Origin of the sequence: Dentiradicibacter hellwigii (genome assembly GCF_041770905.1) — a bacterium.
In the GTDB taxonomy this organism is placed as follows: domain Bacteria; phylum Pseudomonadota; class Gammaproteobacteria; order Burkholderiales; family Rhodocyclaceae; genus Propionivibrio; species Propionivibrio hellwigii.
In genome coordinates, this window is the sequence record NZ_JBEUWX010000002.1 from 1,679,838 (window position 1) to 1,694,062 (window position 14,225).

The window sequence follows — 14,225 nt, forward strand, 5'->3', positions numbered from 1 at the left end:
ATCCGCCGCAGGATGCAGCCATGTCAGGCAGAAGCGTCAGGCACAGGCCGGGCCAGCGCCCGCATCGGCGAGGCAGGCGCCGGGGACTGACTTCGCACCGGAGCGGGCAGGTGCAAATTGTCGGGGGCGCCCGGCCGAACCTTGTCGCTACGGCTGATCGACATCCCCATTTTCTCGATTGTTTGGATTGCGCTTCGTTTCCCACATGTCAGACACCGCTACGCCGCTTGATAGCCGCCGCCTTTATCTCCGCCTGCTCGGCTACGTCCGCCCCTATTGGTTTGCTTTCGTCGCGGCAATTGTCTGCATGGGGATTTCCTCGATTGTCGAGCCGGTGTTTCCGGCAGTCATGAAGAGCCTGCTCGACCGCGGCTTTTCCGGCGCGACCGGCCGCCTCGACTGGCTGCTCTATCCGCTCGGCATCCTCGTTTTTTTCATCATTCGCGCCTTGCTCGGCTTCGTTGGCGACTACGCCATGAGCTGGGTGTCAAACAACGTCGTCTCCGAGCTGCGCGAGGCGATGTTCGAGCGCATCATCAGGTTGCCGGCCCATTATTTCAGCGATCATACGTCCGGACGCCTTATGTCGCGCGTCACTTACGATGTCAGCGGCGTTACCGGCGCGGCGACCGGCGCGCTGACCACACTGGTCAAGGACAGCTTGTCGGTTTTTGGCCTGCTGTGCTGGCTGGTCTATCTCAATTGGAAGCTGACGCTGGTCGCCATCGCTACCTTCCCGTTCATCGCCATTGCGGTACGCGCCTTCAGCGGGCGGCTGCGACGCATCTCGCGCGGCATTCAGGAATCACAAGGCGTTATTACGCAGGTTCTGCAAGAGTCGATCGAAGGGCACAAAATCGTCAAGATTTTCGGCGGGCAGGATTACGAGCGCGAACGGTTTGTCAGCACGGTACAGCTACAGCGTCGGCTGGCAATGCGCGCCACCATCGCCGCTGCCGCACAAAGCCCCATCGTGCAATTTTTCGCCGCCGTGGCGCTGGCCATCATCATGGCTGTCGCCTTGCGGCAGGCCGCCAACGACCAAACGACGGTCGGCGGTTTCGTCTCCTTCATCACGGCGATGCTGATGCTGCTGGCGCCGCTCAGGCGGCTTACCGACATCAACGCGACGATCCAGCGCGGGCTGGCCGCGGCCGAAAGCGTTTTTACCGTGATCGATGAGCAGCCCGAACTCGATCAGGGCACGATCGAACTGGAGAATATCCAAGGGAAAATCGAATTCGATTCGGTGCATTTCACCTATCCGGGCGCCACGGACGAGGCGCTCAAGGGGGTGAGCTTCACCACGCAGCCCGGTGAATGCGTGGCGCTGGTCGGCCCGTCGGGCAGCGGCAAAACGACCATCGCCAATCTGCTGCCGCGCTTTTATCCGGTCAGCCAGGGCGCGATACGCGTCGACGGCGAGAACATCAACGACATTCGCATCGACAGCCTGCGCAGCCATATCGCGCTGGTCAGCCAGGAGGTCATCCTGTTCAACGACACCGTCGCCGCCAATATCGCCTACGGCGCGCGTCGCAACGCCAGCCGTGAGGAAATATACGCCGCCGCCAAAGCCGCGAACGCGCTCGAATTCATCGAAACGATGCCGCAAGGTTTCGACACGCTGGTGGGCGAAAAAGGCGTCAAACTCTCCGGTGGGCAGCGGCAGCGGCTAGCGATTGCCCGCGCCCTCCTGAAAAATGCGCCGATCCTGATTCTTGACGAAGCGACCTCGGCACTCGATTCGGAATCGGAACGCCGCGTGCAGGACGCGCTGGATACCCTCATGCAAGGGCGCACCACGCTGGTCATCGCACACAGGCTGTCGACCATCGAAAATGCCGACCGGATCGTCGTCATGCAGCATGGACGCATCGTCGAAACCGGCACGCACGCCGAACTCATCGTCCGGAGCGGTGTGTATGCGCATTTGTACCAGATCCAGTACGCGCAGGAAGAACGCAGCCGCGACGAGGCAGAAAAAACCGGCGCCAACGACTTGCACAGGCACCTGCAAAGGCAATGACGGACATGCTGCCGAACCCCTTGGAAAAACAGCCGCCAGCGCCCTTCTCCATCCTGCACACCGAATGGTCGGATGGCTGGGGCGGCCAGGAGCGCCGCATTCTCTCTGAAATGACCGGCATGGCCGAACGCGGGCACCGCTTGATTCTGGCCACCCGGCGACAGGCAAAGCTGGCCGCGCAAGCGCGGAAGTGCGGCATCGAAACGATTGATCTGCCGTTTTCCGGCAAATTCGACCTGCGCTCGATTCTGCCGCTTTCGCGCCTTATCCGGCGCGAGCGCATCGACATCGTCAACACGCATAGCGGCATCGACAGTTGGGTCGGGGCGTTCGCCGCCCGCCTCGGCGGCGCGCATCTGGTGCGCACGCGGCACTTGAACCTGCCCTTGCATCGGCATTGGTACAACTTCGTGCATTTCATGGCGCAGCGCGTCGTCAGTTGCGGCGAAACGATGCGTCGCAACCTGATCGACAACTGCGGGTTTCCGGAAGCGCAGGTTGTCAGCATTCCAACCGGCATTGATTTTGAAACCTTCGTCGCCCAGCGTACGCGCGCCGAAACCCGCCGCGACCTGGGCGTCGACGATGCCGCCTTCGTCATTTTGATGGTCGGCATCATCCGGTCTGTCAAACGTCACGAAGTCGCCTTGCGCGCTTTCGCCAGATTCCACGCCTCAACGCCGCAGGCCGTGCTGCTGCTCGCCGGCGACGGGCCGATGCGCGGCGACATGGAGCGGCTGGCGCAAGATCTCGGCCTTGCCGGCACCGTGCGCTTTCTTGGCTATCGGGAAGACGTGCCCGATCTTTTCGCCGCCGCAGACTGCGCCCTGCTCACCTCCCGCTCCGAAGGCGTGCCGCAGGCCGTCACGCAAGGGCTGGGCTGCGGCCTACCGACCATTGCCACGCGGGTTGGCGGCGTCCCCGAACTGATCGAGGACGGCAAGACCGGGCTGCTTGTCGCGCCGGAAGATACCGAGGCCATCGCAGCCGGGCTCAGCCGCTTTGCCGCAGACCCGGATTTCGCCCATCGGCTCGGCGCCGCCGGCCGCGCACACGTTCATCGCCATTTCAGCCGCGCCGCCATGCTCGAGGCCACCGAGCGCCTTTATGCCGAAATCTGCGGCCGCGCCCTGCCGCCGCACGGGAGGCGCGGATCGTGACAGCGCGCGCCCTGCCCATCCTGATGTATCACCACGTCTGCCCGCAGCCTGGACTGGTGACGCTATCGCCAGAAAATTTCGCCGCCCAGATGGAATATCTCGCCGCTTCCGGTTATCACACCGTCGGCTGCGCCGGGTTGGAAAGCTTTTTACGCGGCGAGCCGTTGCCGGACAAATCGCTGCTGATTACCTTCGACGATGGGTATCTGGACAACTATGTGTACGCCTACCCGATACTCCGCCGGCTGGGCCTGCATGCCGTCATTTTTCTGGTGACTGACTGGATCGGCGAGCACGGCGAAGCGCGCGCCCTGGCCGGCGAGCCGGGCGCGCCGTCGACGCTCAACCACCGGCAATGCATGGAAGTCGTTGCCGCCGGCCGGGCGGACGCAGCCATGATGCGCTGGTCGGAGGTCTTGCGCATGCGCGATGAAGGCGTTTTTGAATTCCATTCGCACACCGCATCGCACACGCGCTGGGACAAGCGCTGCGCCCATGCCGAAGAAAAATCGGCGGCGCTAGCCGACGATCTGCAACGCTCGCGCTCGACGCTGAAACAGCAGCTGGGAATTGAAGACCGCCACCTGTGCTGGCCGCAAGGTTACTTCGATGCGGACTATCAACGCATTGCCGCCGCACAAGGCTTCACGCATCTTTATACAACGCAGCCCGGTACCGTCATCGTTGGCGGCGAGGCCACGGCATTACCGCGCATCGTCGTCAAGGACAAAGGCGCGGGCTGGCTGGCCAGCCGCTTGCGCATTTACCAAAGCCCCTTGCTGACGCGCTGGTACGGCCGCATTAGGGGCCGACGCTGATGGGGACTCGTCTCCGCGAAACCCTGTTGCTTCACGGTCTGCGTCTGCTGCATAAATTCGATGCCCGGCAGCCCGCCCCGCACCGGCTCGGCACCAAGGCTATTCGCCGCATTCTCGCCATTTCTTCGACAGCCATCGGCGACACGCTGTTATCGACGCCCGCCTTACGCAGCCTGCGCCTGGCTTATCCACAGGCGCAGATCAGCGTGCTGCTGAACACCGATTACACGGCGCTCTTTGCCAACAATCCCGATATCGACGAGATCATTCCCTATGCCGGCGGTTATCGCCGCTTTCTGCGGCTGGCCTGCTCATTGCGCCGCCGCCATTTCGACATGGTCGTCATCCTGCACGGCAACGAGCCGCAGGCAACGCCGCTGGCCTATCTCTCGGGCGCGGATTTCCGCTTCAAGCTGCCCAATAACAACGACTTCCGCTTTTTGCTCAGTAATCATGAAGCCGAACATGGCTGGGATGCGTTTGCGCACGGCATCGACCAGCGCCTTGCCGTCGCCGCATTGGCGGGCGGCGCACCAACCGACCATCGCATGACCCTGCCCGTCGCAGAAGCTCATGCCGCCGCGCTGGATCAGCGCCTTGCCAGTCGCGGCATCACTGGCAAGGCCACGTTAATCGGCTTTCAGCCAGGCGCTTCAACAATCAGCCGGCGCTGGTCGGCCAACAACTTTGCTGAACTTGGCCGCCGCCTGCTGGCGCGTTATCCGGATTGCCATCTGATTCTGACCGGCTCGCCCAAGGAGCGGAAACTTGCTGCCGGCATTGCCGAGGCAATTGCCGCGCCGCGCGTCTGGAATACCGCGGGCGAGCTGCCGCTCGCAGAGCTGCCCGCTCTGATGCAACGTCTAGCGCTGCTGGTCACTGGCGATACCGGCCCGATGCATATGGCCGTTGCCGTCGATACGCCGGTGGTGGCGTTGTTTGCAGTCTCCGACTGGCAGTGCTCCGGACCGCCCGCCGGAGAGAAGGGCAGCCGCCATTTCGTCATCCAGAAATGGCGTACCTGCACTCCCTGCCTGTCGAAGCGCTGTCCGTACGCCGAGCCGCCATGCATGGCCAATATCAGCGTCGATGAGGTGGAAACAGCGGTTACCGATTGTCTGGCCGGCAAGCCGGGCCGAGTTTCTCGCGCCAGCGCGCCGCCGGAGATCTTTTTATGAAACCGGCTCCCGGCCCGGCCGTCACGCCGGCTCACACCCAGCCCGTCAAGCGCATTTTGTTACTTGACACCGGCAAGGAATGGGGCGGCGGTACAAACAGCATGTTTGAACTGCTCAAGCGCATCGATCGCCAGCGCTTTAGCGTCACCGCGCTGTTTTACCGCAATTACGCAAAGGGCAAGGACTCCGATCTGCGACGCGAGCTTGCCGCCATCGGCATCCCGCTGATCATCGAACCGCCACGCCCGCAGCCGCTCTGGGCCAAGCTGGCGAAGGAGCTTGTCCGCGGCATTTTTTGGCCTTTTCCGACGCTGCGTAGGCGCGCGTTGTTCGCCATCGAACAGCGCTGGCGGATCGTTCCGGCCGCGCGCAGAATCGCCAGCCAATTACGTGGCGACGGGGAAAGCAGCGGCTACGACCTGCTTTACATGAACAACCAGCCGTCTTCCAATTTGGAGGGCTATCTGGCCGCAGAAATGACGGGCAAGCCGCTCGTTCAGCACGCGCGCAGCAATGCCGATCTCAGCGCGCCGGAGCGCGTGATCGTCAATCGCCTCATCCGCCGCGCCAACGCGTGCATCATCTGTGTCTCGCACGGCGTCAAGGATCATCTTGTCGCACAGGGCGTCCTGGCTGAAAAATGCCACGTCATCCACAACGCCATCGATATCAGGCAGCCCTTGCCCGCCCCGGCCACACTGCCGCAGCCTGTTGGGAACACGGTGGTCGTCGGCTCGGTAGGTTCCTTGTTGCCGCGCAAGGCGCAAGACCATCTGATCCGCGCGCTCGCCGCAGTACGGCCACGGCTCAACACCGGCGTTCAGCTCGTTCTGGTCGGCGACGGAACAGAACGCGAACGTCTGACGCGGCTCGCCGAAGCGTGCGGTCTGGCGTCCATCATCACTTTTGCCGGTTTCCGCTCAGATGTCCTGGCCTGGCTGGCGACGATGGATATCGTCGTCCTCTCATCGAACAACGAGGGGTTTCCGCGTACGATTCTCGAAGCCATGCTGTTATCCAAACCCGTGATTGCCAGTAACGTGATCGGTTCGCGCGAACTGGTCGCCGATGGCATTAGCGGCCGGCTCTATCCCTTCGGCGATATCCCGGCGCTGGCGGCGCATCTGGAATGCCTGATCAGCGATTCTCGGTTGCGCGCGCGCATGGGCGCTGCCGGCCGCGCCATCGTCGAAAAAGATTATGCGATTGAAGGCTATGTCAACGCGGTCGAACGTGTTCTGGAAAGCGCATCCGCATGATGTATTTATTGCTGACTTGGCTACTCTCGCCGCTGGCATTCTTACGGCTCGCGCGGGCAAAAACGCCCACCGCGCAGCGAAATATCCTACTTATCCAGACGGCCAAAATCGGGGATTACATCTGCTCCACGCCGATTATCGAAGCGTTGCGTAAAAGCTGGCCGACGGCCCGCATCTGCCTGCTGGTCGCCCCGGTCACCGAGCCGTTGGCGCGCCACCAGCCGGGCATTGCCCAGGTATTTGTGCTGCCCGGAGGCAAAGTACGCGGAGCGGCCGGGCGCTACTGGCTTTACCGCCTGCTCAAACGCGAGCGCTTTGACACAACGATTTGCCTTAGCCCCAACCAGGCTTTTCTCACCATGCCGTTCCTCGCGGGCGTTACATGCAGGGCGTCAATCCTGCCGAACTTCGCCATACGCAGTTATCGCCTGGCGACGCCGTTTCTTAGCGCTGCGGAGCGTCATCTACAAGGACGCATGACGGTTGAAACGGGCATGGCCTTACTGGCGCAACTGGGCATCGACGCACCGCTGCCCAAAAAACGCATCGTACCGGAACCCGGCGCGGACGCCTGGGTCGAGGCGCAGTTTCCGGCGTTGAAGCATGGTTGCTGGATCGGCCTCGGCATCAGCAGCGGCAACAAGCTCAAGGAGCTGGGCAAGGAAAAGCTGCTGGATCTGATATCCCGACTGCTAGCGCTGGCGCCCGGCATTCAGGTTGCACTGGTCGGAGCGCCATCGGATAGCCCGCTTGCCAGCGAATTGCTGGCAGAGTTGTCGGCCGTATCACAAGCCGCGAACGCCTCCGGCAATCGCGTGCTCGACACCACAGGCCGTATTCCGCTTGAGCGACTGGCTGCGTTGGTAGACAGGTTCCGGCTTTACGTCGGCGTCGATTCGGGCATTACCTATCTTGCCGACGCGCGCGGCATTCCCGTCATTGACATCATGGGTCCGGCCGACCCGCAAGACCAGCGCCCGACAGGCGCGCAAGTCATCCTCCTTCGCCGCGACCTGCCCTGCGCACCGTGCTCACACGCTTTTCACGCGCCATATACTTGCGCCACGGGGACACGCGCCTGCATTCTGGAGATAGACAACCATACCGTCACCGCCGCTATACGAAAGGAACTTTTTGATGAAACTCGCTGTTTTTAGCGACCATGGTATTGGGCGTTATTTCGCCCAGTTGTTTGACAATATTCCAGAAGCTACTTTTTTATCTGAGAGGGCACGCACGCATTATGATGCCCGAAAAAATAGCGAAGCATTGAGATTGTGTTTATTCACGGTACACAAACAACAAACTGTCGGTTGCTAAGGCCATACCGTGAACCGTCGTGATTTTTCATTGACACGCCGTGACGGCATCTTTTACGGCGTCATCTTTTCACTGGTCTTCGTCTGGTCTGTACCGGGGACCATTGCGCTCAGATATGGCCTGCTGCTCATCGCGCTGGTAATGGGGACACACAGGATTTTCAGCCCCCACAACGGCGCGCCAGACAAAGTACATTGGGATCTTCCACGCGCACCTCTCATCGCACTCACCGTATTTTCCATTTGGCTGCTAGTTCAGGCGTTATTCATTTCCCAGGAGACGAAATGGGCACTTTCTGAACTCAAAGGGCAGCTTCTGCTCCCACTGATCGCCGGCGTTATTGGCATTCTGGGCGCACGCATCGACAAGGACGCTTCCGGCAAGAACGGCTCATTCCTGTGGTCCGGCATCGTACTGGTCTTTGCGCTGCAATCGGCCATTGCCATCGGCCAATCAGTCTGGCACTGGATCGAGCACGGCAGCCTGCTGCGACATATCGTGCCATTAACCGGCACCAAGCTGGAATTGAGCTTCATCGTAAACATCATGCTCGCCATCATCGCCGTTGATCTTTTTTTTCGCGCCGCGACAGGACAACGCTTCCTGCGTCTGTCGGTGAGTACCATGCTTACCTGCCTGGCGCTTGGCGTGGGCGCCAATTACACGGCCAGCGCGCGTAATGGCATGATTGGCATGGTATTGCTTGCCTTGACAACGGTTGCGCTGTTTCTGTTCAGGGCGCGCGCGCAACTCGGGCTGCACAAAGTCCTGGGAATCGCCGCAGCGGTCATTGTCAGCATGGGGATATTCGCAACCGCCAGCTACAAAGCTGACCCGCGTTGGCAGGTGTTTGCCGAAACGGCACGTATCGCCATCGACATTGATACGCATCGGTCGTGGTACGCCCCGGATATTTATCCCCTGCCATTACTTGCCAACGGCCAGCCTGTTGACGAATCGGCCTATCAGAGAATCGCCTGGTTGCGCTCTAGCGCGCGCATTGCCACGGCAGTGCCGTTGGGCGTCGGTTACGGCCGCAACGCCTATCGTCGGGCGCTTGTGCGCATGGGCTACGAAGCGCACCTGGGGCATTCACACAGCGGGTTCGTTGATCTCCTTGCCGGGGGTGGCATTCCCGCCGTGATCCTGTGGCTGGTTTTTTTCGGTACGCTGTTCGTGACCGGTTGGCGCGCTTTCATCCGCTGCAACCTCCCGGCCGGCTTATTGTTGGCGATCCTGGTTGCCGGATTCGCCAGCCGCATGGTACTTGAAAGCATCGGCCGCGATCACATGCTGCAAATCTTCTTTTTCTTAAACGGCGCACTGCTTACCGCCATTGCGCATAATGCGAGCCGCGACCTACACATGGCACCCTCACCAGCAGCCTCCAATCAAGGCGCCTGACCACTACCGACGCCGGCATTTCTACGCACACTCCACGCCGTAAGCCAAGCGCACTACAGTTTTGCGTCGGCCCTTTGTACATACCACGGCATTGCCAGCGCAATTCCGTCGGCAAGCCGATGTGTCGGGGCATAACCGAGTAAACGCTGCGCTTTGCCGATGTCGGCAAGACTGTGACGCACATCGCCTACACGGAAGTCGCGGTATTCGGGCATCGAAGAAGACACCACGCCAAGTCTGGCAAGATTCTCGCGCAATAGGCCAAACAAGGCGTTGAGCGTCGTGCGCTCTCCAACGGCAACGTTATATACCTGATTCAGTGCCTCGGCCTGCTTCGTAGTCGCCGCCAACAGATTGGCTTGCACGACATTGGCGATAAAGCAGAAGTCGCGGCTGGTTTCGCCGTCACCATTGATAAACACGGCCTCGTCGTGCACAAGCGCGGCCGCCCATTTGGGAATAACCGCCGCATAGGCGCCATCAGGATCCTGACGCGGGCCAAACACGTTGAAATAACGCAGGCCAATTGTCTGCATCCCATAGGCACGTGCAAAAACGTCTGCATACAACTCATTGACGTACTTGGTCACCGCGTAGGGACTCAGCAGCTTGCCAATTTTGTCCTCGACCTTTGGCAAATCCGGGTGATCGCCATACGTGCTGCTACTGGCTGCATAGGTAAAACTGGCAACCTTTGCGTCGCGCGCGGCAACGAGCATATTGAGGAAGCCGGAAATATTGACCGCGTTGGTCGTCACGGGATCGGCCAGGCTGCGCGGAACGCTGCCCAACGCCGCCTGATGCAAAACATGATCAACGCCAGCGCATACGTCGCGGCAAATATCAGGGTTGCGGATATCCCCCTCGACGAACCGGAAGTTTGCCCAACGATCCTCGCCAACCAGCCTGCGCACCTCTTCAAGATTGCGCGCGAATCCGGTAGAAAAATTATCCAGCCCGACAACCTTCTGATTAAGCATCAGCAAGGTTTCCAGCAGGTTGCTACCGATAAAGCCGGCGACGCCGGTGACCAGCCAAACTTCCGGAAACGCGGACAGGCGGGTTTTCAATTCGCTAAAAGCATGGGGCTCAGGCATCATCATGGCAATCTTTACGGGGATTGAAAGGTGGTTACAGGCGCAGATCCGATGCGTCTGGCGGGAGCAAATACTTCAGGTCATAGAGCACATGGTTTTCCCGCCCCAGTTGTCGAATCGCGGCTGCTCCCATTTCCACAAACTGATGGTGCGCAACCGCCAGCACAATGGCGTCAAACATGCCCGCTTCAGGCTCGGCAACCATCTCGATCCCGTATTCGCGGCGCGCCTCCTCGGGAGAAACCCAGGGATCGTAAACCTCCACCCGGCAGCCGTATTCACGCAGATCATTGACGATGTCGACAACGCGGGTATTGCGCAAATCCGGGCAGTTCTCCTTGAACGTCAGTCCCATGATCAAAATGCGCGCGCCATTGACCTGGATACGTCGGCAGACCATGGCCTTGACCAGTTGCGCGACGACATACGCGCCCATGCCATCGTTCAGGCGACGCCCGGCAAGGATGATTTCGGGGTGATAGCCGATGCTTTGCGCCTTGTGCGTCAGGTAATAGGGATCGACGCCAATGCAATGGCCACCCACCAAGCCGGGGCGAAACGGCAGAAAATTCCATTTGCTGCCCGCCGCCAACAACACGGCCTCGGTGTCGATGCCCATCCGGTTGAAAATCAAGGCCAGCTCATTAACCAGTGCGATATTCAGGTCGCGCTGGGTGTTTTCGATGACTTTGGCCGCCTCGGCCACCTTGATGCTGGGTGCGGGATGCGTGCCAACGGAAATAATCTCGTTATACAGCGCGTCAACCTGCGCGGCAATTTCCGGCGTCGACCCCGAAGTTACCTTACGAATTGTTGTCAGCCGATGCGCCTTGTCGCCCGGATTGATCCGCTCCGGACTATAGCCGACAAAGAAATCCTGATTGAATTTCAAGCCAGACACCTTTTCCAGCACGGGCACGCAGTCTTCTTCGGTACATCCCGGATAGACCGTCGATTCGTAGATAACGATGTCTCCCGCCTTGAGGACCGAACCAACGATTTCACTGGCCCGCAGCAGTGGTGTCAGATCAGGCCGCTTGTGGCAGTCAATCGGCGTCGGCACGGTGACGATAAAGCAGTTGCACGCGCGCAGTTCATCGACCTGCGTCGTAAAACTCAGACCCTTGGCAGCGGCAAGCGCTTCCTCCGCCGTTTCCAGCGTATGGTCATAGCCGGCGCTCAGTTCCGCGATCCGTGATTTGCTGATATCGAATCCGACAACACGCCGCGTTTTGCCAAACTCAACGGCCAGCGGCAAACCGACGTAGCCCAGTCCGATAACTGCCAGTTTGATTTCAGAAGGTTTCATTCGCTCGTTCGCGTCCGATTATGGTTCCATGTTCAAGACATCGCTGCATATCCGCGCAGAGTCCAGGCTTTTGTGCGGAACGCCTCAAGATGGCGAGCCATCCATGCAAAAAATATGGGCTGGATTTTACAGACATCCATGATGAGCGACCATAGTGACTGGCCTTTACTCCGCTTTGTCCATGCCGATCCGGCTGCAAACAAGGCGTATGGCTTGCCGGAAATTCCGGCGCACTTTGCCATTCATCTCTGGCGATGAATGGCAAGCAACAGACGGCAAAGTCCCATTTGATAGGGCGGGGCTTGCATGGATTACAAATTTCATCGGCTGTAGAATCCGCCCATGCTCAAAGACGCCATTCCTCTCGACCAGATCCGGCGTGCCCTCGTCATCAAGCTACGCCACCACGGCGACGTACTGCTCAGCTCGCCCGTCCTTTCGGTATTGAAATCTCATGCCCCGCACGCGGAAATTGATGCGCTGGTCTACGCCGAAACGGCGGAAATGCTTTCCTTGCACCCGGCTCTCGCCCAATTGCACGTCATTGACCGGAACTGGAAAAAACTCGGCGCGTTGCAGTATCTATCTGCCGAATGGCGTTTACTGAAAGCCCTGCGCGATCGCCATTACGACCTCATCGTTCATCTCACCGACCACCCGCGCGGCGCCTGGATCACATATATGTGCAATGCACGCTGGGCGGTGACACGGCGCATTGGTGGACGCGGACGCTGGTGGCGAAAAGCCTTCAGTCACACGTATCCAACGCCGGCAAATGCCCGGCGCCACACCGTTGAGCAGCATCTCGACGCTTTGCGCCGCATCGGTATCCAACCCACGCCGCAAGAGCGGCGTCTTGTCCTGGTTCCCGGCCATGCGGCGGAAGCGCGCGTCACCACGCTGCTGACAGAGGCCGGGCTGAACGGGCGGCCTTTCATTCATATCCACCCGGCTTCGCGCTGGTTTTTCAAATGTTGGGACAGCCACCGAATGGCGCACTTGATCAATCGTCTTCAGGCGGGCGGCCATACCGTCGTCTTGACGGCCGCGCCCGACACGACAGAGCGCAAAATGATTGATGAGATCCAGTCGAAAACCCGTACGCCGGCCGTCAGTTTTGCCGGACAGCTTTCACTCAAGGAGCTGGCCGCCTTGACCGCGCGCGCGCGACTCTTCATTGGCGTCGACTCCGCGCCAATGCATATTGCCGCGGCCATGAATACGCCGGTTGTCGCACTATTTGGCCCATCCGGCGATAAGGAATGGGGGCCTTGGGATGGGCCTCTGGGTTCGTCGCACCGTATCGTCACTAGCCTCGCCCACCCTTGCCGCCCCTGTGGCATGGACGGCTGCGCGGGCAGCAAAATCAGCGACTGCCTCGCTTCTTTGCCGCTTGAACCAGTATGGCACGCCGTCCAGGAACTGTTGGCCCAATGAATCTGCAAACACATTCCCAAACGCAGCCGCTGCGCATCGCCTTTATCCGTCAGCGCTACAACCCATACGGCGGCGCAGAGCGCTTCATCGAACGGGCGCTCGGCAAACTCGTGCGCAAGGGCGCCGAAATCACGCTGATCACGCGCAACTGGGATGGCGCTCCGCCTCACGACTACCGGCACATCATTTGCGACCCACACTATTCGCGCCATTTCGGCGGCCGCGCCGCGCGTGACCGCAGTTTCGCCGCCAGCGCACAACGCGCGATGCGTGAAGGCAATTACGACATCACGCAAGCGCACGAGCGTATTCCCGGATGCATGATTTTCCGCGCCGGCGACGGCGTACATGCCGCCTGGCTGGATCATCGCGGCCGCGACCAGTCGCCGCTGGCGCGCATGGCAACACGCATTTCCGCCTTCCACCGCTTCATTCTCCACCAAGAAGCGGCCATGCTTGCCGCGCCCGAACTGCGCGCGGTCATTTGCAATTCAGACATGGTGCGTGAAGAAATGCGCCGTTATTATGCCGTGCCGGATGAAAAGCTCGTCGTCATTGAGAACGGCGTGGATCTCAATCATTTTCATCCCGCGCTGGCCGATGAATGGCGGATACGCCAGCGTCAGGCGCTCGGTATCGACGCTGACGTGCCGGTGTTTCTCTACGTCGGCGGCGGCTTCATGCGCAAAGGCGTGCCGCAACTCATTGCCGCGCTGGCCCGCTGTACAAGCCAGCATGGCCGCAACAGCTGCCTGGTTATTGTCGGCGAAGACCGGCATCTGAAGACCTATCAACGACAAGCGGAAAAAGCAGGGCTATCGGCGCGCGTGCTATTTACCGGGCCGCGACGCGACGTATACGCGCTCTATGGCATGGCCGACGCCTTTGTTTTGCCTACGCGCTATGACCCCATGCCGAATGCCGCGCTCGAAGCCCTGGCCTGCGGTCTGCCGGTGCTGACCTCGCCCACCTGCGGCATCGCTTCACGAATCATCGAAGGCGAAAACGGGTTTGTCGTCGATGCCCTGGATGTCGATACGTTGGCGCGCCGCATCGACACGCTGGCCGCGCCGGGCAAAGCCGAGAGGATGCGCGCGGCGGCGCGCGCCTCGGTCATTGACCTCGATCTCGACACCCTGGCCGGGAAACTGCTTAGCCTCTATGAACGCCTGCGCTAGAATTTAGCGGTTTCACCTCCATTACACACAAACTCC

At 60.4% G+C, this 14,225-nt stretch carries 13 protein-coding genes; 11 read left to right on the forward strand and 2 right to left on the reverse strand.

The features are described from left to right. Positions 1-205: 205 nt before the first annotated feature. From msbA to ABCS64_RS09965, 8 genes are read left to right on the forward strand one after another with little or no spacing between them, the layout of a single operon-like run. On the forward strand, positions 206-2,029 hold the full coding sequence (msbA, locus tag ABCS64_RS09930; RefSeq protein ID WP_418891677.1) for a lipid A export permease/ATP-binding protein MsbA: 1,824 nt from the start codon (positions 206-208) through the stop codon (positions 2,027-2,029). Further along, positions 2,026-3,189, forward strand: coding sequence for a glycosyltransferase family 4 protein (locus ABCS64_RS09935; RefSeq protein ID WP_418891678.1), 1,164 nt, complete (start codon positions 2,026-2,028; stop codon positions 3,187-3,189). The genes msbA and ABCS64_RS09935 overlap by 4 nt, the downstream gene beginning before the upstream one ends. Continuing rightward, positions 3,186-4,007 (forward strand): polysaccharide deacetylase family protein, encoded by an 822-nt coding sequence (locus tag ABCS64_RS09940; RefSeq protein ID WP_418891679.1) that lies wholly within the window; start codon positions 3,186-3,188, stop codon positions 4,005-4,007. Before ABCS64_RS09935 ends, ABCS64_RS09940 begins: the two co-directional genes overlap by 4 nt. Continuing rightward, positions 4,007-5,185 (forward strand): glycosyltransferase family 9 protein, encoded by a 1,179-nt coding sequence (locus tag ABCS64_RS09945; protein ID WP_418891680.1) that lies wholly within the window; start codon positions 4,007-4,009, stop codon positions 5,183-5,185. The genes ABCS64_RS09940 and ABCS64_RS09945 overlap by 1 nt, the downstream gene beginning before the upstream one ends. Continuing rightward, positions 5,182-6,444, forward strand: a complete 1,263-nt coding sequence (locus ABCS64_RS09950; protein WP_418891681.1) for a glycosyltransferase — start codon at positions 5,182-5,184, stop codon at positions 6,442-6,444. Before ABCS64_RS09945 ends, ABCS64_RS09950 begins: the two co-directional genes overlap by 4 nt. After that, a complete protein-coding gene (locus ABCS64_RS09955; RefSeq protein WP_418891682.1) occupies positions 6,441-7,601 on the forward strand; it encodes a glycosyltransferase family 9 protein in 1,161 nt (386 codons plus the stop codon). The genes ABCS64_RS09950 and ABCS64_RS09955 overlap by 4 nt, the downstream gene beginning before the upstream one ends. Continuing rightward, the gene (locus ABCS64_RS09960; protein WP_418891683.1) at positions 7,582-7,764 is read left to right on the forward strand and encodes a hypothetical protein; all 183 of its coding nucleotides are present in this window, start codon (positions 7,582-7,584) and stop codon (positions 7,762-7,764) included. The genes ABCS64_RS09955 and ABCS64_RS09960 overlap by 20 nt, the downstream gene beginning before the upstream one ends. 9 nt (positions 7,765-7,773) lie before the next feature. After that, on the forward strand, positions 7,774-9,168 hold the full coding sequence (locus tag ABCS64_RS09965) for an O-antigen ligase family protein (protein ID WP_418891684.1): 1,395 nt from the start codon (positions 7,774-7,776) through the stop codon (positions 9,166-9,168). 53 nt (positions 9,169-9,221) lie between these two features. Here the strand turns inward: ABCS64_RS09965 and ABCS64_RS09970 are convergent, their stop codons facing one another. Further along, positions 9,222-10,271 carry an NAD-dependent epimerase/dehydratase family protein gene (locus tag ABCS64_RS09970; protein ID WP_418891685.1) on the reverse strand — a complete coding sequence of 350 codons (1,050 nt, stop codon included), beginning with the start codon at positions 10,269-10,271 and terminating at the stop codon, positions 9,222-9,224. Between the two features lie 28 nt (positions 10,272-10,299). Then, a complete protein-coding gene (tviB, locus tag ABCS64_RS09975) occupies positions 10,300-11,574 on the reverse strand; it encodes a Vi polysaccharide biosynthesis UDP-N-acetylglucosamine C-6 dehydrogenase TviB (RefSeq protein ID WP_418891686.1) in 1,275 nt (424 codons plus the stop codon). 114 nt (positions 11,575-11,688) lie between these two features. Here tviB and ABCS64_RS09980 point away from each other — a divergent pair, with 114 nt between their 5' ends. From ABCS64_RS09980 to ABCS64_RS09990, 3 genes are all read left to right on the forward strand, one after another. Continuing rightward, the gene (locus ABCS64_RS09980) at positions 11,689-11,832 is read left to right on the forward strand and encodes a hypothetical protein (RefSeq protein ID WP_418891687.1); all 144 of its coding nucleotides are present in this window, start codon (positions 11,689-11,691) and stop codon (positions 11,830-11,832) included. Between the two features lie 84 nt (positions 11,833-11,916). Further along, a complete protein-coding gene (gene rfaQ / locus ABCS64_RS09985) occupies positions 11,917-13,011 on the forward strand; it encodes a putative lipopolysaccharide heptosyltransferase III (RefSeq protein ID WP_418891688.1) in 1,095 nt (364 codons plus the stop codon). Next, positions 13,008-14,189: a glycosyltransferase family 4 protein gene (locus tag ABCS64_RS09990; RefSeq protein ID WP_418891689.1), complete on the forward strand. Its 1,182-nt coding sequence runs from the start codon at positions 13,008-13,010 to the stop codon at positions 14,187-14,189. Before rfaQ ends, ABCS64_RS09990 begins: the two co-directional genes overlap by 4 nt. Positions 14,190-14,225 lie beyond the last annotated feature (36 nt).

Excerpts from the sequence above, each read along its gene's own strand:
- msbA (WP_418891677.1), top strand. The coding sequence starts at position 206 with ATGTCAGACACCGCTACGCCGCTTGATAGCCGCCGCCTTTATCTCCGC.
- ABCS64_RS09935 (WP_418891678.1), top strand. The coding sequence starts at position 2,026 with ATGACGGACATGCTGCCGAACCCCTTGGAAAAACAGCCGCCAGCGCCC.
- ABCS64_RS09945 (WP_418891680.1), top strand. The coding sequence starts at position 4,007 with ATGGGGACTCGTCTCCGCGAAACCCTGTTGCTTCACGGTCTGCGTCTG.
- ABCS64_RS09950 (WP_418891681.1), top strand. The coding sequence starts at position 5,182 with ATGAAACCGGCTCCCGGCCCGGCCGTCACGCCGGCTCACACCCAGCCC.
- ABCS64_RS09955 (WP_418891682.1), top strand. The coding sequence starts at position 6,441 with ATGATGTATTTATTGCTGACTTGGCTACTCTCGCCGCTGGCATTCTTA.
- ABCS64_RS09960 (WP_418891683.1), top strand. The coding sequence starts at position 7,582 with ATGAAACTCGCTGTTTTTAGCGACCATGGTATTGGGCGTTATTTCGCC.
- ABCS64_RS09970 (WP_418891685.1), bottom strand. The coding sequence starts at position 10,271 with ATGATGATGCCTGAGCCCCATGCTTTTAGCGAATTGAAAACCCGCCTG.
- tviB (WP_418891686.1), bottom strand. The coding sequence starts at position 11,574 with ATGAAACCTTCTGAAATCAAACTGGCAGTTATCGGACTGGGCTACGTC.
- ABCS64_RS09980 (WP_418891687.1), top strand. The coding sequence starts at position 11,689 with ATGGGCTGGATTTTACAGACATCCATGATGAGCGACCATAGTGACTGG.
- rfaQ (WP_418891688.1), top strand. The coding sequence starts at position 11,917 with ATGCTCAAAGACGCCATTCCTCTCGACCAGATCCGGCGTGCCCTCGTC.
- ABCS64_RS09990 (WP_418891689.1), top strand. The coding sequence starts at position 13,008 with ATGAATCTGCAAACACATTCCCAAACGCAGCCGCTGCGCATCGCCTTT.